Genomic DNA, 20,112 nt, shown 5'->3' with positions numbered 1-20,112 from the left:
GACAAGATTTTGTACACAGCACATAGAATATATTATGTTTTGTCGTATAATATCATGAGTTCTGCCTGCCCGAGGTCTCTCAGTGTTGGGAACAGTCGCCGGAACGTTGCCGCCGATCTCAGCGAAGGCCATTGAGTATCAAGCAATGCTCCCGGGAGCCCTGGGTCAGCCTTGAGAAGATTACCCCAATCTAAAGCCATACGAATAAGCGTAGCCAAGGGGGCTCCCTGTGGTTCATAGGCCTCCCATGTCGCAAGAAATGACTCGTGCAACAAGCGAATAGCCTCAACGTTCCACGCTTGATGCACAAGCCTGGCAGCATCCGTTGTTGAAAGCAGATCTCCGTGTACGGCCCGGAGAGAAGACAGTTCATTCGGCGAAAGCATATCACCGAACCTGGCGGCAATATCTACACAGCCGGGGGCTATCCACAGGCGCGTATCGATCGCACCAAATCCGGCCCATAGGAGTCTCTGCTGGAACTGATACCGACGAGACGGCGGTGAAGCAGGCGGCAAGGCGTTCAGAACAGTCCAGCCATCCGTATTCGTTCCAAAAGGATGTTCTTTAAACACCCGTTCCTTACCCTGCTTCAATAAACTGCTGCCAGTCTCGGTAAGCACGAACAGCGTGATCCGGCCCTTTCTTCTTCGGGCGAAGATTCCGCGGTGAGCCATGCGGGTCAATGTTACCCGAACGGCAGTCTCGGAGACGTCGAGGCGTTCCATAACCGCTATGATGACAGAGGTCGGAAGTGCGGAAAACAGCCTGTCATCCAACACGAACAACCCGAACAGACATAGGAGCAGGTCATGAGTTGTCGCATCGCTATCGCGGGTTTCAGCCAGATTGTCACCCATCTTCGTTTGACATAATTCCATTTTAGATAAAAAAAGTGTATCACGTTCGGCGTGGTGCCGAATAAACTCTGATACCACGTCGTTTCGCCAAACCCGACTGCTTTCCCGAAAGCCGCAATATTCGCGGTCCCATTTACCGTCCGCCCAACAAGCGGCACGAAGGAGACATCCCGATGACGACAAATGTCGTAGTCCTGTCATTTGCAGAGGAAAGCCGGGCTTTCCAGGCCTTTTCCGAGCTAAAGCAGAAATCCGCAGACGGCGCGTTCTCTCTGGTCAATGCAATCGTCCTCAGCCGCAAGCCCAGTGGCGAACTTGTGTCACGAGACGGATGGGCTGATGGTTCATCAGGCGACCACGTTCTCACGGGCACCCTTCTCGGCTCGCTGATCGGTCTGTTTATGGGGCCACTTGGTATGCTTTTCGGTGCCACGACAGGCGCGCTGATCGGCGGCAGCGTTTCTCTTGATGATGCGGCCGGTCAGAGTAGCCTGCTCGACCAGATGACCCACGCCGTTCCCGCAGGGATCACCGCAGTCATCGCCACAATCGAGGAAGGAAGCCCGGACGCCGTCGACGCGATCGCGCGATCCCTTGACGCAGTGATCCTGCGATGCCCCGCCGAAATCGTCGCCGCTGAAGTCGATGCGACCGCCAAGGCGCAGGACGCAGCTGCAGCCGCAGCGCGCAAAGTCCTGTTCGAGCAGCACAAAGCGGAGTGGAAAGCCAAACTGGCAGACTGGCACCAGCAAGCGAAGGTTGGTGCTGAAGAGTTAAAGTCGAAAATTAAAAAAGCGCTTCAGTAAGATCGTATTGCTCCGAAGCGGTCGAGTGCTTCGGAGCACACATCGACAAATCGAGTGGGCTCTATTGCATGATGTCAGCGCACGAACACTCCCAAGCTCCGGCCAGGGCGATCTGCGCGCCCAGCAGAGAAGAAGCCCATCGTTTCCATCTATGGATGCAAGGGGCTCTTGCCCTCGTTGTCACCCTTTTCACTCTCTGGACCTTCGGTCGGTTCCGACAATCGATCCTATGGGGTGGCATTCTTGCCGTAATCTGCTGGCCGCTTTTCACACGGCTCCGTCTGAGATGGAACCGCCCGCATGCGGAAATCATAATTCCCGCCGGAATCTCTGGAGGAGTTGCGCTAATTTTTCTCATGCCAACACTGTTTCTCGTCTCCGCGCTCAGTAGGCAGGCTCATGAAGGCAGTAACTGGATAAAGGACGTATCGCGCAATGGCCTCGCCGTTCCTGAGTGGGTCGATCGGTTACCGATCGCATCGTCCGCTATAAAACACTGGTGGCAAAACAACCTGGCAAATCCGGACAGAATTCACGTTCTACTGCATCATCTGAAAACCGAACAAACTCTTGGAGCCGTCGAACATGTTGGCCATGGAGCGATTAATACACTGGTCGTCGCTTGCTTCGCTCTGCTGATCCTATTTTTCTTTTTACGCGCAGGTGACAATATTGTCGCCCGGATTGAAATTTTCGGAAAACGCCTGTTGGGAAAACGGTCTGCACTCATGCTCCATCACGTCACCGGTGCAATCCGTGGCACAATGGCCGGCCTTGTCCTGGTTGGTCTCGGAGAGGGCGCACTGATCACTCTATCGTACGTAATTGCGGGTGCGCCACAATCCTTGTTACTGGGCATTTTCACAGCGTGCGCTGCAATGATCCCGATGATCGGCGGTTTCGCGCTGGCGCTATGCGTGGTTGTCATCCTGCTCAAGTGCAGCCTCACGGCCGCAATTTGCGTTGGCGTGTTCGGAGCATTGATCCTGTTTCTAGGCGATCACTTCGTCAGACCCGTGCTGATCGGCGGCTCAATCCAACTCCCATTCATGTGGGTCCTTCTCGGAATCCTTGGTGGTCTGGAGACATGGGGCGTCGAAGGATTATTCATTGGCCCAGTGCTCGCGGCCTTGACACATCTTGCATGGCGCCTGACTTCCGGACATGGCTTAAAAGCGTAAAAATCAAAGAAATAAAAAAACAAACCCGCCACGATCGAACATATGAAAGTATATGAAGAAATATCATTGGGAACATTAATTTCTTTTCTTGAAAATCGCATAGATATGCATAATAAACAAAACAAATAACAGAAATAAAGAGAAAGCACACTATGTAAATGGAATGTTGTACCATGATACTAACGGAACTTCGCTATTTTCTTGCCCTACTGGAAGCCGAGAGTTTTGGCAGAGCCGCCAAGTCATTGCGGTTGCATGTCTCAACCCTCAGCCGTGCGATAAGTCGGCTTGAGGACAAGCTCGGAGTTTCTTTGGTAGAACGTGGCCCGTCCGGTATCAAGATTACGGCCGCTGGCTATAGTCACCCGGCAGATTGGCCAACCCGTCCGGCGTGCTGCGATTGCCGGTATTGTAGAGTTCGGCATTGCTTTTCAGTGGCGCCGGCTTCAGCGCCAGATAAAGCGCGCCGCCGATGCCGCCCACGGCGATGACCGACAGGCCGAGGATCACCTTGCGCGACAGCCGCGTGACCGGTGGCCGCGTCGTCCGTAGCCGCATCTCGCCCGGCGGTCTGACGGGAGCCCCATCGCGCCCGCCGATGACACGGCCCGCGCGTCGCCCCTGCTCTCCGCATGCAGGACGGCAGCAATCCATGAGGCCGGAATCCGCGTGCGCATGGCCGCATCTTTGATCATGTCGGCGTACGGATCAGCCTCCGCCATGCGAACGGGTGACACGGAAACCAGCACTGCAACCAGCGCGTTCGCGACAAGATCGCGAACCTTCCTACCGCCGGTCATCGCGCTTCACCGGACGGTTCCAGACCAGATGAAAGGCACGCCCCTGACGGTCGGACTGGAACAGATTGGCGCGGATCGGCTGCGCCAGCATGGGGTCATCGAGAACGAGCGAGAGGTAAGTGCCCGCCTTCTCGCCGGTGCGTTTCCAGGCCGCACCGATCTCCGGTCCGGCGTCAGCGTCACCGAGATGGACACGATAATCGGGCGCGTGCTCGGCGTCCGACGATTGCGCCGGCACGATCGTCAATTCGACGTCGAGGGCGAGCGTGCGCAGACGACCGGCGAAGCCGTCAGGCATGATGGCGGTCGCGTGTGTAGGGGCGTGCCGCCTGCCCGGAGAGCATCCGATTATGCAGATGCCGCCAATGGTCGGGCGCGACATCGACGGGGTCGATGCCGATGGCTTCGATACGATCGATCGCTTCCAGCACCAGCCGGACCTTCGGCCAGCTGCTCTGGCGCAACAGGCTCTCCCGGCGAGAGGCGGCTGAACGGTTCGGGGTCAGTCCGGCGAGCGCGATTCGCCGGTGTTCGTTGTCCGCCTCGACCAGCAGTCCTGCCGCCAAGCCGTGTGGCGGGGACCGCCTGTCACACAGAATCGAGGCGTAAGCAGGGCGCATCCACGCTCTGATCGCCGAGAAGGACGATCTGACACTGGCCGAAATCCGTGCCCGGCTGGCGGATGATGGACATCATTTTGCGGTCGGCACGCTGTGGCGCTTCTTCGCGCGCCATAAGATCACATGGAAAAAAGACTGCCCATACGGCGGAACAGGACCGGCCGGACATTCTGACACGACGACAGGAGTGGTTCGACGCCTAGCCCGATCTCGATCCGGCGCGGCTAGTCTTCATTGCTGAAACCCGGGCTTCCACCATTACGGCAAGACGCTACGGGCGGTGTCGACGCGGCCAGAGGCTGCGTTCCGCCGTGCCACATGGTCACTGGAAAACGACAACATTCGTAGCAGGGTTACGGCTGACGGGTATCGTAGCGCCCATGGTGCTGGATGGTCCGATCAATGGCCGCAGCTTCCAGACCTACGTCGATCGCGTGCTCATACCCGATCTGCAGCCAGGCGACATTGTCATCATGGACAATCTCGGCTCTCACAAAGGCCCCGGCGTTCAGGCCGCGATCGAAGCATCAGGTGCGACCGTGCGCCATCTCCCGCCCTACAGCCCGGACTTCAACCCCATCAAGAAGGCCTTCTCCAAACTCAAGGCCCATCTCCGTAAAGCCGCAGAACGGACACGCGATGCCCTGTGGGGCAGAGGCGGCATATTGATCGATCCGGTCACACCCAAAGAATGTGCGAATTTCCTCATGGCTGCCGGATATGATCCAGATTGAAGAGAAAACGCTCTAGCACTCGATAAATCTTGCGTCGCTTGCGAATTCCATGTAGGAATACGATGCCTAAATAAGGTAGGTGATTGTGGCCTTGGTTTTGAGCGACCTCAAACACAAATTAGAGTGTGATTACACCTGACAAATTCAGGTGCATGCGATTACTAGACTAACTTCCTTATGGCCCGTTCAGACTTTTCTGATCAAGCGCATTCTCCGGTTTAAACGCTCAAACGGTTCGCGCATTTTGATGGAAAGCGACAAGCATGGACCAGAACAACAGAAACTTCGACTTTACCAAACAGGCCGCTGATTACCTGCGCAAGGTAAGTAAGGACGATGGCTTATGTTCCGATATAGGGTCAAGCCACGCCCATATGCTCGTAGCTGCCGCCCTTGGGTATAATTCCCGGAAGGCAATGCTGGATGACCCCAAAGGCCCGTATACAAAAAGCCAGTGGCTGAACCAGACGGCAAAGCATGTTGAAAAAATTCGAGCTGCAATCCTGAGAATGAAAGGTGCATATGTTCGCCCAGAGCATGCACCTGAAATTGCCCGTATAATTCAGGATGGTTTAACTCCAGCGTGCTGCGAATGTGGCGAGCACAATATTGACAACTTACCTATAGGATACGTGGAGCATGGAGATGATGCTGACTGGGTCTGTGCATCTTGTTCAGTGGACGATACCCAGTACGGAACTTGCCACTGCTGTGGAGACCATGTGGTTTACACTGTAGAGCAACTAGATGCTAAAGGGCTCTGCTCAGAGCATCATGGCGAATTCGACCTAGATCCAGAAGAAGAAGAGGACTACGAGAGCTATATTGAATATCTTGAGATACACTAAATTCTCTTTTTTATAGAGAATGTAAGAATAGCCCTCTGCGTTTCTCTTCTGATGTCTTGATCGGAAGAGAAACGCAATAGCCCCGTGATTTTTCGCCCTGATCCGAATATCAAAAATTCCAATACCACGAATAAAACATTATATTTCTATCGATAATATCTTTGTGAATCTTTTTTCCATTGGGCAACTTTACCTTCAGCTATAAGATGAAACGGTAAGGTGGAATCGAGGTAGTCTAGATATCCGTCTAATTCTTTGAGAAACGTATCTCGTAATGGGATAACTGGCTGAGGGGTAAATTCTGAAAATCCACCCCCATCATTGGTTTGCCACCAGCGCCAAAGTGTCGAACGGAATGGTTCTTCTGTTTCGGGTGAAAATGCTCGCGCACTTTCATGTACAGCCACCCCATAAACAGGAGCTAAACTCTCAGCTTTATAAGCTTGAATAATTGGCGATCCAATAATTACTTGTTGAAAAATATCACTTGCTCCCTTCTGGATTTTGCTCAGTTGAGTTGCAAGTGAAGTTCCGAACCAAACTGGTCCATATGCTATTCCCCCTCTAGCAAGAAATCTATCTGGGTGATTGCGTCTGGCAATAAAATTTCCAACTAGATATATAATCGATGATCTTAGAACATTAACAATTTCAGACTTTTTCTCGCTAACGAAAAATACGCCGTCATTAATCGGCACGGTGCGCAAATTGAGTCTATGATCTTGCTGCGCCAAATGAACCGCAAGTTGAATGCGAGCAATTGCATTCGCCGCTTTATGGATGGAGATCGACATCATGTTACCAGCTCCCATCAGGTCAAGCCAGGCGACATAATCGTTTTTCGGTTTTTCTATTCCCTCCGTCGAAAAATTAAGTTTTTCACGTAGGCTTCTTGCTAGCAGACGAGCCCCATGTTCGGGTGAACTGCGTTCAACGTCAGGAAATGTTGGCTTTGTATTCACGATACCAGATCCTAATTTTCATAAAATAAATATATAATTGATGTATTGTCATCCGGTAAAAACAAAAAAATTCCCCTTCTTCCGTTCAAATTTTATCCTATTCCTTTCTAGGAAACTCAACATCTCGAATACTATTGGTATTTTTATCAGCCTCATTTTACACCTAATGACGCGCCGCCTTTTTGTATACACTCAAAAGGAGAGTTCCCGTTTTTTATGGCTTGGAGTTGATGGGATGACAAAGGTTTCGTGGGCAAGTCACGATTTTACAACACCATTGATCAATGCATCGAATGTAAGTGGCTTTCCTTGGCCGATCGCCCGCTCGTCAATTGTGATGATCAACTCAGGAACAAGTTGTCCGGACCGGTTCTGCTCTTCCGATAGTGGCTTCATAAGACGACGATCACTACCAAACAAGCGAATCTCGTTACCTTTGATTAGTTGGCATATCGATGCATTTGCATGCGCGTGGAAAACTGTCCAAGAAAAAAAGTTTCTTTTACCTCATTTTAGATAAACAGCATGGCTTCATTATCAGGAGGCCATAAAAAATTATGATTGACGTTTCGGAAGCCACATTCGGAGGCTTTCTTCGCCTTTAATTGTGAGATTGGAAACACGCTCTGCTATCGTATGGTCATCCACATCATTTCTCTCTGCAAATTGAACTGCGTCAAAGAATGCTGCGCAGAAACGTGATGCCGAACTGTCTGACCACCATACTCTCATAACCTCCTCTACACTGGGCCGTCCTTCCTGCGCCTCGGGACCAAGAAGCAGGATCGGTGCTACTTCAGCAAGCAGTCGATCTCCAGTCGCCAGGATAACCCGCTGCTCATTAGACAGGCCAATTGCTATCCGGCGTACAAACTCACTGAGATAGGTAATGTCCCACGCTGCGTTACGAGCACCAGCCAGCGCACGGTCTCGATTGGGTGCCCTGATGTGTTTGACAAGGCCCGCACGGCGAAGACTGGGTGCCCAATAACGTGCGGCGAAAAAGAGGGCCGGGGATGCGAGAAAGAATTCATGAGTCATCCAGTTGAGCAGTGCCATGAGTTTCTCTAGTGGTCGAATCGGCAGTAACTCCAATTCGGCAATCTTCAATGCTGCCACGTAATTGCGACACCACCTTCGTATCGGGGTGCTGAGATCAATATTTTCGACCGGAGCGGCATCGCCGAGCGCAATGCCCGAGCAGCGACCAACAGCAAGGTCGATCCAACTTTGCGCCATTCCACCTTTGTCGGCGGTACGGAACCAGCAAAGTTCTTCTTGCGCCGCTCGGTTTGTTTCGCGCTGAGCTAATTCATGGAAAGCGAGCCCAGGCTCGATCTCGAAATCTACAGCTTGGGCAAATGCCATAAGAAGAATCGCGATATTCATCGGGTGGTCGCGTTTACTGACAATCCCTTCTCGAGCTACCCGAGCCATTCGGGAAACGATGTTTCGATCTGGGAGAATGGTGGTCGACCAGCCGTGAAGCTGTTGGTCGACCGCGACAGCACGAATGTCAAAGGGGCCAACAGCAGGAGGTATCCAGCCTGGGATAAGAGCATCCGATGCGGCTAGACGTTGTCCAATTTCACCTACATCATTTATCGGAAAATGACGATCAAAGTGGAACATAAATTTTGTGCTTTCTTCTTCCACTTGGTTCTATGCTCCTCTTCATATTTGATGATGATTTTGTAAAAGTTTATCTAAAAAATTTGTACGACTGAAATTGGGTGTTCTTTTGAGTCTTTTATAAGATATCGGATGCCGGACGACCTAGCAGGCCTACGTAACCGTTCCGACTGCCGACGATGGGTCAAGCACTCATAGAGTTTACCTGGATATGGAAGTATCTGCGCTCCTATATTCATAACTCTAAGGCTGCTTTCCCACTTTTTCGGATGATCTATCTATCGACTCCGGAATATTAAGTGATGGACCGCAGTCGCCTCACACCGGACAAGTAGCTTAACGTTTAGCGAACACAATTTGTTGGAAACCGAACTACCTTATGCGAGGCCGTAGCGGTCCAACGGACCTCGCGCAGAACCCCCGAGACCATTGACGATCTTGCCCGGCACGACTGCCTTCTGTTTGCCCGTAACGGCCAGTTTCTGCCCTGGCATCTGACGGATGCCGGCACTGGCCTGGCACAGGCAGTTACACCCCGCCCCCGTCACATCATCAGTCATGGCGACGGTCTCCGCGACGCGGCGTTAGCGGGAACCTACGCTGGAGTTTCACTCCCGTTTGCATCCTATACGCATCCTATACGCATCCTATACGCATCCTATACGCATCCTGCGGTGGATTTCGGACACAAAAAAAGCCACCCTAGTGGGTGGCTTTTTCTCTGTCTTTTCAGACACTTAACGTATGGTTGCGGGGGCAGGATTTGAACCTGCGGCCTTCAGGTTATGAGTTAGGGATTTGGGCCTACGCCCCTCCCCGCCCTAGCCGACAGAACTACGCCCAACCACGCAGAACCCCTTATTTTCCTTGAAAAACTGTCCCATCAGGCTACGCAATTGTCGTACCGGCTACGCCCGGTTTCGCATTCATCTGTTTCCTATGTGTTTCCTGCGATGGGAGCAAGCATGGCCAAGCTCAGCAAAAAAATTGTCACCACTGCCGAACCGGCAGAGAAGGATTATTTCCTCTGGGATGACAGCATTCCGGCCTTCGCAGTCCGGGTGTGGCCGTCCGGCCGAAAGGTGTACGTCATCCATTACCGCTCCGGCGGACGCATGCGCCGCTACACCATCGGGCAACATGGGAGCCCATGGACGGCCGATCTCGCACGTGAAGAAGCCATCAAGGTTCTTGCACGGGTGCATAGCGGTGAGAATCCCGCGGATGCTCGCTTAGAAGACCGCAAGGCGATGACCGTCAGGGAATTCAGCAATCGTTTCCTCGACGAATATGTGGATGTCCACCTCAAACCAACGACCCAAAGCGAGTATAAGAGAGCTGTTGATCTGTTCATCGTTCCGAAATTCGGGACATGGCGGATGGCCGATATATCTCGCGCGGACGTCTCCGGATTCCACGGGGATCTACGACAGATCCCTTATCAGGCCAATCGCACGCTCGGCGTCCTGTCCAAAATGTTCAGCCTGGCAGACCTCTGGGGTATTCGGACTGATGGTCTCAACCCGTGCCGTGGCGTTCAGCGCTATAAGGAAGAGAAGCGCGAGCGTTATCTAACCCAAGAAGAATATGCGCGCCTCGGCGCCACACTCAATGAAGCAGAGGATATGCCAGAGGCCGTCTGGGCGATCCGTCTGCTTATCCTGACAGGTTGCAGACTACGCGAAATCCAGACTCTGCAATGGAGCCACGTTTTCTTCGACCAATCTGAATTGAGGCTGCCTGACAGTAAAACCGGGGCTAAAATCGTCCAGATCGGACAAGCGGCCATCAACGTAATCAAAGCCATCACCCGGTTGGAGGACAACCCCTACGTCATCACCGGGCGGAAAAAAGGTGGCTATTTGACTGACCTGCAAAAGCCTTGGCGCCGCATTCGGAAAGCCGCCGGTCTGGACGACGTCAGGATACACGATCTGCGCCATTCCTTTGCTTCTGACGCGCTGGAAATGGGGGCTGACCTGACGATGATTGGTCACATGCTTGGACACAGCGATATCAAGACGACAGCTCGTTACGCTCACCTGAAGCGGGAGAACGTGAGGCTCTCAACCAACCTTGTGTCCGAGAAAATCTCGGCAGCGCTTTTGGGACGTTGAAAATGACAGATATCGGCTCAGTGCAGCTTAGGCGTAATGAATGGTTTGTTGCAGAATTTATAAAGGAAATAAACACTCTGCCCCTTCGCGGCCGAGGTCAACTTACGCCTACATCTCGGACATGGAAGCCCAGTCAGGCTATCTCTGATAGCGGACCCCTGAATTGCCGGTTTTTCTTGACGTGGAGGACAGGAGCGGCCAGCGGTGAAGGTATGGATACCATCAGCCTCATCGCTCTGCTTCTGACCCTCTCGGCAGGGTTCAGCATTCTCAATCACCACATATTTCGCCTTCCTGTGACGATTGGCGTGCTGGTCATCTCATTGCTGGCTTCCCTGCTGGTCATGATCCTGAATCCGTTGATACCGGCCTATGACCTTCAGGCTCTCCCACGGTCTGTGCTCGGAGCGATCAATCTCCCCACGGCCCTTCTGAATGGCGCGTTGTCCCTGCTTCTGTTTGCCGGGGCCACGCAGGTAAACGTCGAACATCTACGCGCAAAGCTTGCCTCTGTGGCTGCTCTCTCTGTTCTGGGAACCGTTCTAGCCGTTGCCTTTCTGGCGATCGCGGCATGGTACGTCTTCCCTCTGTTGGGTCATACCATTCCTTTTACGTGGTGCATCGTCCTTGGCGCCATCCTCGCGCCGACTGACCCCGTTTCGGTTGTCGGCATGCTGAAGCGTCTCGGATTGCCAGGACCGATTCAGGCCGTTTTTGCAGGGGAGAGCCTGTTTAATGACGGCGTGGGCGTGGTGATTTTCGGCGTCACGATCGGACTGGCAACCGGGGACAGTCTGGGGGTGACCGCCTCCGAGATTGCTCTGAGCTTTTGCCGCGAGGCGATTGGTGGCGGTCTGCTGGGCGCACTGACTGGATGGATCGCGCTCCGTGTGCTTAAGGGTCAACGGGATCCGCATATCGATCTGCTGACATCGCTGGCTCTGGCGACCGGAACCTTCAGCATCGCCAACCAGTTTGGCATGTCGGGTGCGATTGCCGTCGTCGTGGCGGGACTGTGCTTTGGAACAAGCTATAGCCATTCCGTTTTCGATGAGGCATCCCGGAAGGAACTCGACATCGCATGGACACTTATTGACGAGGTGCTGAATGTCCTGCTGTTCATGCTGATCGGATTTGAAATTCTGGAGATCACGCCGCATCTGTTTACGGTGCTGGCGACCCTTGCCGTGATCCCGCTGTCCGTTGCCGTGCGGGCATTGAGCGTGCTGTTTTCAACACTTCCAGTTCATTTCAGGCAATGGGAGCGGGGCCGTGTTCTTGGGATCCTGACCTGGGGCGGTCTACGTGGCGGCATCTCGGTTTCGCTGGCGCTTGGATTGCCACCCGGAGACTTGCGCGACCTGCTGCTGCCTGTCTGTTACGGCGTCGTGGTCTTTACGATCATTGTGCAGGGGCTAACCATGGAGCGGGTTGCCCGCAGACTTTATCCGTCCTCTACGCTTGGATCTCAATAATACGGCTCTGATTATTTGAAGGGCAGCTCCGTAAGGAGGAAAGTAATGGTAGCTTTGTCATGTTTTTCAACAAATATCTGACCTTCCGCTCCCCCTCACCCAGCAAAAAACCGACGCCCTGTGCAATTCGAAATTACGGAAACAAGTGTACGAACGTGGCTGGGACATCGCCGTGGTGGCCTGAATGAGTATGTTTTTCCCAGCTGCTTAAGTGCCAAAGCTCACCTGAGTACAAGGCAATACGCCCGGCTTCCGGATCAATGGGTTCAGGCGGTGGGACTGATCCCGGGGGAATATGGAACTCATTCGCTCCGCCGGACTAAGGTTGCCATGATATACAAACGAACCGGTAATATCAGGGCCATGCAGATTCTGCTGGGTCATTCAAAACTGGATAGTACGGTTCGATACCTTGGAGTGGACGTCGAAGACGCTGTGGCCCTGTCGGAAGCCACGGATCTCTGAAATCGAATAGGTATCAGGAATTCTCTACCTCCTCCTTCTGTGTACATGATATGATGACACACAAGGAGGAGATCATGAGCGAGCATCTCTCAGATAATGCGCCAACCCCACAAAAAATTGGGGTTCGAGAGTTCCGGGGAAACCTGACAGCGTATCTGCGTCAGGTCAGACAGGGCCGTACGATCCTCGTGACGTCTCACGATCAGGTCGTTGCTGAACTGCGTCCGCCAGCGCCTTCCTATCGCCCCCGTCGTCAACCCGGCGCATTACGAGGGCGGATCAGAATGAGCGAAGATTTTGATCTGACAGCGTCGGACATTCTTGAAAGCATGGATCGCGACCTGTGAAGGTTCTGCTCGATACGCATGCGCTGCTCTGGTGGCTTTCGGACTCCGACCGGCTGGGAGAGACTGCACGGGAAATCATTGCAGATCCGGTCCGCGATATTCTGGTGAGTATCGTATCACTGTGGGAGATTGCGATCAAAATCCGTATCGGAAAACTGGATGCGGATATGAACGACATTCTGGCAGCCATTCCTGAGGAAGGTTTCTCTCTGCTACCAATACAGCCTGAACACCTGCAGTTCCTGATGTCTTTGCCTCTGCATCATCGTGATCCGTTTGACCATCTCCTGATAGCGCAGGCGCAAGCTGAGCACGCCACATTCCTTTCGGAAGACGGGCAAATTGATCATTATCCGATAAAACGAATAGGTTGTTCCTGAGATTGTGAAGATAATGGCTGCTATCTATCCCGATTTCCATTTGCCAGAGGGGATAATTGCTGCACGATAAGAACAGTGTTTACTATTTGAAAGAATTGGCGATTATTTAGTGAGTGTAACATGTTTTCCTGGATAAAACGTATTTTCAGTGCCCCCGAAATTTCGGACACAACCAATAAGGAAACCAGGAAAGAGACTATCGCATCGCCACCTACATACGGACTCTCCTTTAATGCCCAACATGTATTCCCCAATGATGAGGAGAGTTTAGAAAGGTATAGACAATCAAGGATTCACAAGAAAGACGATGCTCGCTGGGTGTGCCCTAGCGAAAAAGTCACGATCCATGGCTTCGAGATTACCGATGGCATGGTCTATGTCGGCAACTTTTTGACGGCAGCACCGGACGGAGACTGGAATATCGATACTCCAGCGCCTTGTCTTATCAGACCATCACTCAAGGTCGCGTCTGGAGCGCCACAAACGAACCTAGATCTGGGGTATTGGCCCTCTTATACTGATATCACGCCCAATCAACGATTGACTTACCTGCATTGGCTGGCGAGCGGGAAATCCGACACGAGCTACCCTATGGGCTATCCCTTCCTTTACTTCTATGGGCTTGAACGTCGCTTGGTGGCCGATAGTCCTCCGATTGACGAAGAGGCGTTATTGGTAGCCGAAGTAGAACGCCTGCGAAACCTCTTCGGAAAAAACGGTTCTTTTGTAAATTATAGCACTGAGCTACTCAATTTCATCGAAATGAAGCATGCTGTGACGGATATACCGAGAGTGGAAGCATGGAAGCCAGAGCTCGCAGCTTTGGGAGATCATATGTCTCCATTGCTTCAGGTTAAATTAGGTCTGCACGCATTGAGAGGTATGCCGCTGGATGTCGACCTCGCCATGGCAGGTATTCTATCTTTACCCCCTCACTTAACCGGCTTATGGCCACGCATTACGACGACACGAGCGCGTCCGGAGTTCATTGAACTCATGCGACATCGTTTTACTCAGAAATTTCCGCACGGCTTTCGACTCAGAGATAAAAAAGAGAGCCGCCTTGATTTGAACTATCGGTCGGCGAGTCAGTATCTCCATAGCTCAATAAAATTTGAAGGTATCGATCGCCTTCCTGATCCAGCGCAATTGACGTGGACAAAAATGATCAAGCTATGTGAAGGGGCGCGTGAGGATCTGTCTGCATTTGCCAAGGTCGTTGGCAAGGAACGTGAACATGCCGACAGTATGGCCGCCGCCTTGATGCTGCCTGCGGAACTTGGGGAAAGAGAAACTGTTCGTTCTTTCCGAGCCTGGCTGGATGACTTGCCTCAACCTCTTGCCGATGTGCCGCTTGAAGAACTGGGCCCGCGGTGCTTTGGTTCTGGCAAGGCAGCCTCGGGTCTTCGACAAGCTCGTGACATGTCCGCCATGCTGGCACGAGTAGGTTACGGCATGGAACCGGATCCAACCTACGGTGGGACCAAGCCAGGTGAGAATATAATTCTATTCCGCATTAGCAATGCTCAAGGCCAGCTAACACCCGTCGGTGCCGACTTCCGCACAGCAGCCCTGATCATGACTGCCATTGGCCCGGCAGCCAAAGCTCTGACTTTAGGTCAAAAGCTGGTCGATGCTCTCACCACACGGCTGCAACTCACCCCGCACGAAACGAAACGATTGACGGCCCGTCTGCGCCTGCTTCCGGAACGCTTGCCAACACTTGGCCGCCTTAAAACCATCGTAGAGAGTATAGAACCCGAGCAACAAACCACTATTGCCTCGCTGGCTGCTTCAGCCGCCCTAACGATAGGCGAAACCGATCAAAACATGATGGTGGCTTTGGAGCGGCTTTACGAGGCTGTTGGTCACGGCCGACGAGAACTCTATACTGTCCTGCACCAGAGTAATGCCGCTGCGGCATCCTGCGCTTCGGAACCAATTGTGATCGAGGATGGTAAATCGCGGAGACGTGGTCATCGGATCCCAGCACCTCCCTCGAAAGCAAAATCCCAGGAAGGTATCGTCATTGACATGAGCAAGGTTGGCGTCATCCTGCGTGAGACTAAGGAAGTCGAGGAAATCCTGGCACCCATCTATGAGGACGAGGCTGCTGAAATTCCGGTTCCTGCAGCCGCTACGCCCACTTTGGAACGGGAAATGAGGTTCGTCGGACTTGGTCATGACCAGGCCCGTCTACTTGAGGCTCTGGTCACCCAACCGGAATGGCCACGCTCCGGGTTTGAGGCCAAAGCACACGAACTCGGGTTGATGCCGGATGGCGCGCTCGAAGCCATCAACGAGTGGTCCTATGATAAGTTCGATGAAGAACTTATCGAGGACGGCGACCCTTTGATTATCAATATGGCGCTCCTTGCTGACGCGCCGGGAGCAGCATCATGACCACCCTCAGTATCGCAGCTTCAGACGGCACGCGCATCGCCGCGCAGAAAATCAAGCCCAAGGACCGCGATGGTGTCATTCAGGCGCTTCGTGCAGGTGTCGTGCCACGTTCAGGCATCCAGTTAGTTCAGGTCGGTCGCGCAGGCGAAGTCAACCAAGTGGTGCAGGACGTCAAACGCATCGCGGACGGAGGTTCTGCGGTTCGTTTCATCATCGGCGACTATGGAGCGGGCAAGACTTTCTTCCTTAACCTGGCCCGTTCTATTGCCATGCAAAGCAAGCTGGTAGTGGCTCACGCAGATTTATCCCCTGATCGTCGCCTGCATGCCAGCGGGGGCCAGGCCCGCAGTCTTTATGCAGAACTCATGCGTAACATAGCTACCCGCACCAAGCAGGACGGAGGGGCTCTGGCAAGTGTAGTCGAACGTTTCATCATGGAGACACAGGCTTCAGCCAAAGCATCAGGTCGCAAGATCGGAGACGTTATTCAGGAAAGGCTGCTCCCCATTCAGGAACTCGTTTCCGGCTACGACTTTGCGACCGTGATAGAATACTACTGGCGAGCTTTTGAAGAAGGGAGCGAGAGCGGAAAGGCGGCGGCACTGCGCTGGCTCCGTGGCGAATACACGCTCAAAACTGAGGCTCGGGAGGCGCTTGGCGTACGTTCTATCATCGACGATGCCTCGGTTTACGATTACCTGAAGGTCATGAGTCGCTTTGTTACCTTGGCAGGATATTCCGGTTTTCTTGTCATGCTTGATGAATGCGTGAATCTGTTCAAGCTGGTCAGTGCTCAATCACGCAATGCCAACTACGAGCAGATTCTCCGTATCGTGAATGATGTGCTCCAGGGCTCGGCTGAGTCTCTTGGCGTCTATTTCGGTGGGACCCCAGAATTCCTGATGGACAGCCGTCGAGGCCTCTATTCATACGAAGCGTTGCGGTCCCGTCTAGCTGAAAACAGCTTTGCCAGAAATGGTCTGGTCGATCTTTCCGGCCCAGTTATTCGACTACAGAGTCTAACACCTGAAGATTTATATGTTCTCCTTAATAAGTTGCGGCATGTTTTTGCTGCTGGTGACCAAAAACACTATCTGGTGCCAGATGAGACTTTCAAAGCTTTCATGACTCACTGTAACCAGAAGGTGGGTGAGGCTTATTTTAGGACACCCCGAAATATCAGCAAGGCTTTCCTCGACCTACTCGCCATTATGGAACAAAATCCACAAGCTCAATGGCAGGAGTTGGTCGACCACACTGAGATCGAACCTGACTTACCCACAGCAGGCGGAGACATTGTCGATGATGACAATGTAGATGCGCCTGCTGCGACCGGCTCCACTCAGACCTCGTCCGACGATGATCTGACGGACTACAGGCTTTGAGCGACGCGCCGCCTGACCCATTAGAGCAAACTTCCGGTGACGGTGAATCAACGTCTTTCGATTTACTGCACGAGAAAATCCGGCGTTGGATCTGGCGTCAGGGCTGGACAGAGCTTCGGGATATTCAGGAACGATCCATTCCGGTTCTGCTGGAAGGACAACGGAATCTCATTATCGCGGCCGGGACAGCAAGCGGGAAGACCGAGGCGGCCTTCCTGCCGATTGTTTCGCGATTGGCTACAGATGAACGCAAGCCCGGTGCCGGGTTTGAGGCCATTTATATCAGCCCCTTACGCGCACTCATCAATGACCAGTTCGGTCGCATGGAGACACTTTGCGAAGAAGTAGAGATTCCTGTCTGGAAGTGGCATGGGGATGTGGCCAGCAGCGTCAAGGAAAGAGCACGTAAGCGGCCCCAGGGGATACTGCTGACCACACCAGAAAGTCTGGAGGCCATCCTCGTTCGACGAGGGAATGAAGCAAAGCGTCTGTTTGCTGCGCTAAGTTACATGGTGATCGACGAGATGCATGCTTTTATGGATGCAGAGCGCGGACGCCAGCTTCAATCTCTGCTCAATCGTATCGAGATCGCCGCAGGGCATCCAGTCGTTCGAGTGGGCCTTTCGGCCACCTTGGCCGACATGAGGACCTCAGCTGCTTTTCTGCAGCCACTAAATCCGGATGGCGTGGAGATACTGGAATCTAAAACGGGTAGCCAACCCCTGAAACTTCAGGTTCGCGGCTATATACAGCCACGTCTGAAGCAACGTGACGAGAATTCAGAGAAGGGCGATGCTACTGAGAGCACAGCAGACATAGAGATCGCGAAACACCTCTTCGACACGCTTCGAGGACATCGGAGTCTGATTTTTGCTGGCTCGCGCCGGAATGTTGAACTGTACACCGCAAGACTGCGTGGTCTTTGTGAAACATCGGGCGTGCCGGAGGAATTTTTCGCTCACCACGGCAGCTTATCGCGTGAGCACCGCGAGGAAGCCGAACGAAGGCTGAAAGAAGATGATCGACCAGGTTCTATTGTTGCAACCACAACCCTCGAACTGGGCATCGATATTGGCCACATTGATGCTGTGAGCCAAATTGGACCTGGACACACCGTTGCAGGCATGCGCCAGAGACTGGGGCGTTCTGGCCGACGTGCGGGACAATCCTCGGTAATGCGAGTTTACACTACCGAGATGGTGATTGACGAGCGCATCCATCCCATTGATGCCATGCGGCCTCGCACGGTGCAGACCATCGCCATGCTCAATCTGATGCTGAGGCGCTGGAATGAGCCGCCTCAAATTGGGCGTTTGCATCTTTCTACGCTGATACAGCAGATTCTGGCGCTGATCGCCCAGCACGGTGGTCTGACAGTCAAACAGGGCTGGAACCGCTTGATCGAGAGTGGGGTATTCCCTGAAGTTGATCAGGCTCTCTACATTGATGTGCTGCGACAGATGAAACATCCAGAGGTCCAGCTTATTGAACAGGCACCAGACGGAACGCTTTTGCCAGGAGAAGAAGGCGAACGGGTCATCAATGACCGTGGGTTCTACGCCGTATTCATGACACCTGACGAATTCAAGGTTATAACGGATCGCGGGCGGAACCTTGGCACGTTGCCGGTCGATAACTCGGTGGTGCCAGAACAACTCATCATCTTTGCCGGATATCGGTGGCGGGTTATCGAGATCGACAATCAACGCCGGGAAATTCTGGTCACACGAGCGTATGGTGGCATACCGCCCAAATTTGGTGGCGAAGGCTTGCCTCCGGCCGATGAAGTAGTGGCGGAAATGCGTCGGGTTTACGAGAACATCGCTATTCCTCGCTTTCTTGACAAGACTGCACTTGATTTTCTTACTGAAGCCAGAGAAACATTCGACCACCTTGGGTTGCGGCATGCAGGTTTGCATCGGCATGAGGACGAACTCCTGCTTTTCCCTTGGGTCGGCAATCGGGCGCAACTGGCCTTGGTGCTAGCACTCGCCTCTCATGGCGTAGCGGCCAATTCGGAGGGTATCGCGCTCACGGTTCCGGCTCAAGACGAAAGCAAACTGCTTGCCGCCTTGAAAAGTCTCGCTGAAAGGCCTGCGCCTGACGCGGAAGTGCTAGCTCGACTAGTGCCGGATATGAAGCGGGCGAAGTATGATGCTTATTTAGGAGACGAATTACTGGCGCGTTGTTACGCCAGTGAGCATATCGACGCGGCACGTGTACCGATTATTGCTGCTGACCTGCTCTCTAGGTTACCGACTGGAGTAAAAACAATTTTTGAAACCTAAGTGCTTCTATATAATATGCTTGGCACTGGCGGAGGGTACTAGAGTGACGAGTAATTTTAATGCTTAAGCAGGCGGTTGATTCCCCGTATTGTGAGACAGAGCCACTGAATTGTATGGTGGTCAAAATGTGAACACAGACCGTACGTTCTCTACCGTGCGGGTTAGGTCAACAAAGGAAGGTAGTTTTAGCCAGAAAATTGATATTGTGACCAATTTAATCGGATATAATCAGCCATCCCTCGCGCTGGAGCATATGACGGATAGATCTTCTGGAACTCTGCGACACCCTTATCCACATCCAACCCCACAAATAGATCTGTATACCGCGCCAAATAGAGGAGAGCGATTGAGGGCGAGCGTGATAGACCTTGATTGCAATGGAGTAGAATATTGGTCTTGCCGATGTTGGCGTGAATAGTTTCAAGTGCCACATCGATGATCTCGACAGAGACATAATTGACATCTGTTCCATCGATTAAATTGAGAATGAGGCAGCTATTGCGTCGTGCTATTAAGTATTCTGGGTGATTTTTGGGTGCAGCTTTGCCTGTATAACCGAGTGCCTGACGATGATATGGCTCTTTACAAGCATGAATAAAGAACCAGTTCGGATCGCCTCGAAGGCGCTGCTCGTCAATCTCATTGCCAACAAATAAATTTGGATAGACCTCAAGCATTTCAACACTCTTTTATTTTTCAATTAAAAATATAACGCCGCTTTCTCTGCCATATTTGACATAAAATGCGATCTGTTTCTTCTCGACCAATGACCGTGCGTGCATTTTCATAAATTTCGGCACCATGATGCA

At 52.7% G+C, this 20,112-nt stretch carries 17 protein-coding genes and 4 pseudogenes; 13 read left to right on the top strand and 8 right to left on the bottom strand.

Going from position 1 to position 20,112, the window contains the following annotated elements; genetic code table 11:
* Nucleotides 1-32: 32 nt before the first annotated feature.
* Nucleotides 33-860, bottom strand: coding sequence for a PaaX family transcriptional regulator C-terminal domain-containing protein (locus LKE90_RS00280; RefSeq protein WP_291493803.1), 828 nt, complete (start codon nucleotides 858-860; stop codon nucleotides 33-35).
* Between the two features lie 173 nt (nucleotides 861-1,033).
* Here LKE90_RS00280 and LKE90_RS00275 point away from each other — a divergent pair, with 173 nt between their 5' ends.
* The 3 genes and pseudogenes from LKE90_RS00275 to LKE90_RS00265 form a co-directional block, all read left to right on the top strand.
* Nucleotides 1,034-1,666, top strand: a complete 633-nt coding sequence (locus tag LKE90_RS00275; protein WP_291493802.1) for a DUF1269 domain-containing protein — start codon at nucleotides 1,034-1,036, stop codon at nucleotides 1,664-1,666.
* Nucleotides 1,667-1,734: 68 nt separating this feature from the next.
* Nucleotides 1,735-2,847 (top strand): AI-2E family transporter, encoded by a 1,113-nt coding sequence (locus LKE90_RS00270; protein ID WP_291493800.1) that lies wholly within the window; start codon nucleotides 1,735-1,737, stop codon nucleotides 2,845-2,847.
* A 158-nt stretch (nucleotides 2,848-3,005) separates the two neighbouring features.
* A pseudogene (locus LKE90_RS00265) lies at nucleotides 3,006-3,143 on the top strand (LysR family transcriptional regulator); the annotation flags it as partial.
* Between the two features lie 49 nt (nucleotides 3,144-3,192).
* Here the strand turns inward: LKE90_RS00265 and LKE90_RS00260 are convergent.
* The 4 genes and pseudogenes from LKE90_RS00260 to LKE90_RS00245 form a co-directional block, all read right to left on the bottom strand.
* A pseudogene (locus tag LKE90_RS00260) lies at nucleotides 3,193-3,405 on the bottom strand (TrbI/VirB10 family protein); the annotation flags it as partial.
* Nucleotides 3,354-3,524, bottom strand: a complete 171-nt coding sequence (locus LKE90_RS00255) for a transglycosylase SLT domain-containing protein (RefSeq protein WP_291493922.1) — start codon at nucleotides 3,522-3,524, stop codon at nucleotides 3,354-3,356. The gene LKE90_RS00255 and the pseudogene LKE90_RS00260, both read right to left, overlap by 52 nt.
* Nucleotides 3,525-3,633: 109 nt before the next feature.
* A complete protein-coding gene (locus tag LKE90_RS00250; RefSeq protein WP_291493798.1) occupies nucleotides 3,634-3,945 on the bottom strand; it encodes a DUF736 domain-containing protein in 312 nt (103 codons plus the stop codon).
* Nucleotides 3,938-4,120: pseudogene (locus LKE90_RS00245) on the bottom strand (DUF2840 domain-containing protein); the annotation flags it as partial. The pseudogene LKE90_RS00245 and the gene LKE90_RS00250, both read right to left, overlap by 8 nt.
* Here LKE90_RS00245 and LKE90_RS00240 point away from each other — a divergent pair.
* Together LKE90_RS00240 and LKE90_RS00235 are read left to right on the top strand one after the other, a co-directional pair.
* A pseudogene (locus LKE90_RS00240) lies at nucleotides 4,065-5,001 on the top strand (IS630 family transposase). The pseudogenes LKE90_RS00245 and LKE90_RS00240 overlap by 56 nt on opposite strands.
* Nucleotides 5,002-5,264: 263 nt before the next feature.
* Entirely contained in the window at nucleotides 5,265-5,849 is a 585-nt protein-coding gene (locus LKE90_RS00235; protein WP_291493796.1) for a hypothetical protein, read from the top strand.
* A 146-nt stretch (nucleotides 5,850-5,995) separates the two neighbouring features.
* On the opposite strand, the gene LKE90_RS00230 is transcribed toward LKE90_RS00235, so the two are convergent.
* Together LKE90_RS00230 and LKE90_RS00225 are read right to left on the bottom strand one after the other, a co-directional pair.
* Nucleotides 5,996-6,811 (bottom strand): hypothetical protein, encoded by an 816-nt coding sequence (locus LKE90_RS00230; RefSeq protein WP_291493794.1) that lies wholly within the window; start codon nucleotides 6,809-6,811, stop codon nucleotides 5,996-5,998.
* A gap of 555 nt (nucleotides 6,812-7,366) precedes the next feature.
* Nucleotides 7,367-8,467 (bottom strand): hypothetical protein, encoded by a 1,101-nt coding sequence (locus tag LKE90_RS00225; RefSeq protein ID WP_291493792.1) that lies wholly within the window; start codon nucleotides 8,465-8,467, stop codon nucleotides 7,367-7,369.
* Between the two features lie 941 nt (nucleotides 8,468-9,408).
* Between LKE90_RS00225 and LKE90_RS00220 the strand changes: the two genes are divergently transcribed.
* The 8 genes from LKE90_RS00220 (at nucleotide 9,409) to LKE90_RS00185 (ending at nucleotide 19,303) form a co-directional block, all read left to right on the top strand.
* A complete protein-coding gene (locus LKE90_RS00220) occupies nucleotides 9,409-10,560 on the top strand; it encodes a site-specific integrase (RefSeq protein WP_003618671.1) in 1,152 nt (383 codons plus the stop codon).
* 212 nt (nucleotides 10,561-10,772) lie between these two features.
* Nucleotides 10,773-12,035 carry a cation:proton antiporter gene (locus LKE90_RS00215; protein WP_003618670.1) on the top strand — a complete coding sequence of 421 codons (1,263 nt, stop codon included), beginning with the start codon at nucleotides 10,773-10,775 and terminating at the stop codon, nucleotides 12,033-12,035.
* A gap of 120 nt (nucleotides 12,036-12,155) precedes the next feature.
* On the top strand, nucleotides 12,156-12,500 hold the full coding sequence (locus tag LKE90_RS00210) for a tyrosine-type recombinase/integrase (RefSeq protein ID WP_080545411.1): 345 nt from the start codon (nucleotides 12,156-12,158) through the stop codon (nucleotides 12,498-12,500).
* Between the two features lie 50 nt (nucleotides 12,501-12,550).
* Nucleotides 12,551-12,847, top strand: a complete 297-nt coding sequence (locus LKE90_RS00205) for a type II toxin-antitoxin system Phd/YefM family antitoxin (protein WP_040510561.1) — start codon at nucleotides 12,551-12,553, stop codon at nucleotides 12,845-12,847.
* The gene (locus LKE90_RS00200; protein WP_003618666.1) at nucleotides 12,844-13,227 is read left to right on the top strand and encodes a type II toxin-antitoxin system VapC family toxin; all 384 of its coding nucleotides are present in this window, start codon (nucleotides 12,844-12,846) and stop codon (nucleotides 13,225-13,227) included. The genes LKE90_RS00205 and LKE90_RS00200 overlap by 4 nt, the downstream gene beginning before the upstream one ends.
* A 120-nt stretch (nucleotides 13,228-13,347) precedes the next feature.
* A complete protein-coding gene (locus LKE90_RS00195; protein ID WP_003618664.1) occupies nucleotides 13,348-15,630 on the top strand; it encodes a TerB N-terminal domain-containing protein in 2,283 nt (760 codons plus the stop codon).
* Nucleotides 15,627-17,015 (top strand): ATP-binding protein, encoded by a 1,389-nt coding sequence (locus LKE90_RS00190; protein ID WP_003618662.1) that lies wholly within the window; start codon nucleotides 15,627-15,629, stop codon nucleotides 17,013-17,015. The genes LKE90_RS00195 and LKE90_RS00190 overlap by 4 nt, the downstream gene beginning before the upstream one ends.
* On the top strand, nucleotides 17,012-19,303 hold the full coding sequence (locus LKE90_RS00185; RefSeq protein ID WP_291494765.1) for a DEAD/DEAH box helicase: 2,292 nt from the start codon (nucleotides 17,012-17,014) through the stop codon (nucleotides 19,301-19,303). The genes LKE90_RS00190 and LKE90_RS00185 overlap by 4 nt, the downstream gene beginning before the upstream one ends.
* Before the next feature lie 185 nt (nucleotides 19,304-19,488).
* Here the strand turns inward: LKE90_RS00185 and LKE90_RS00180 are convergent, their stop codons facing one another.
* Nucleotides 19,489-19,980 carry a dual specificity protein phosphatase family protein gene (locus LKE90_RS00180; protein ID WP_003618658.1) on the bottom strand — a complete coding sequence of 164 codons (492 nt, stop codon included), beginning with the start codon at nucleotides 19,978-19,980 and terminating at the stop codon, nucleotides 19,489-19,491.
* Nucleotides 19,981-20,112 lie beyond the last annotated feature (132 nt).

Source organism: Acetobacter sp., from assembly GCF_022483985.1.
Taxonomy (GTDB): Bacteria; Pseudomonadota; Alphaproteobacteria; order Acetobacterales; family Acetobacteraceae; genus Acetobacter.
Note: the sequence above shows the minus strand (reverse complement) of the source record. Positions and strands in the feature narration are given on the sequence as shown.

Excerpts from the sequence above, each read along its gene's own strand:
- LKE90_RS00180 (WP_003618658.1), bottom strand. The coding sequence starts at position 19,980 with ATGCTTGAGGTCTATCCAAATTTATTTGTTGGCAATGAGATTGACGAG.
- LKE90_RS00190 (WP_003618662.1), top strand. The coding sequence starts at position 15,627 with ATGACCACCCTCAGTATCGCAGCTTCAGACGGCACGCGCATCGCCGCG.
- LKE90_RS00250 (WP_291493798.1), bottom strand. The coding sequence starts at position 3,945 with ATGCCTGACGGCTTCGCCGGTCGTCTGCGCACGCTCGCCCTCGACGTC.
- LKE90_RS00270 (WP_291493800.1), top strand. The coding sequence starts at position 1,735 with ATGATGTCAGCGCACGAACACTCCCAAGCTCCGGCCAGGGCGATCTGC.
- LKE90_RS00275 (WP_291493802.1), top strand. The coding sequence starts at position 1,034 with ATGACGACAAATGTCGTAGTCCTGTCATTTGCAGAGGAAAGCCGGGCT.
- LKE90_RS00280 (WP_291493803.1), bottom strand. The coding sequence starts at position 860 with ATGGGTGACAATCTGGCTGAAACCCGCGATAGCGATGCGACAACTCAT.
- LKE90_RS00215 (WP_003618670.1), top strand. The coding sequence starts at position 10,773 with ATGGATACCATCAGCCTCATCGCTCTGCTTCTGACCCTCTCGGCAGGG.
- LKE90_RS00205 (WP_040510561.1), top strand. The coding sequence starts at position 12,551 with ATGATGACACACAAGGAGGAGATCATGAGCGAGCATCTCTCAGATAAT.
- LKE90_RS00195 (WP_003618664.1), top strand. The coding sequence starts at position 13,348 with ATGTTTTCCTGGATAAAACGTATTTTCAGTGCCCCCGAAATTTCGGAC.
- LKE90_RS00220 (WP_003618671.1), top strand. The coding sequence starts at position 9,409 with ATGGCCAAGCTCAGCAAAAAAATTGTCACCACTGCCGAACCGGCAGAG.
- LKE90_RS00255 (WP_291493922.1), bottom strand. The coding sequence starts at position 3,524 with ATGCGCACGCGGATTCCGGCCTCATGGATTGCTGCCGTCCTGCATGCG.
- LKE90_RS00235 (WP_291493796.1), top strand. The coding sequence starts at position 5,265 with ATGGACCAGAACAACAGAAACTTCGACTTTACCAAACAGGCCGCTGAT.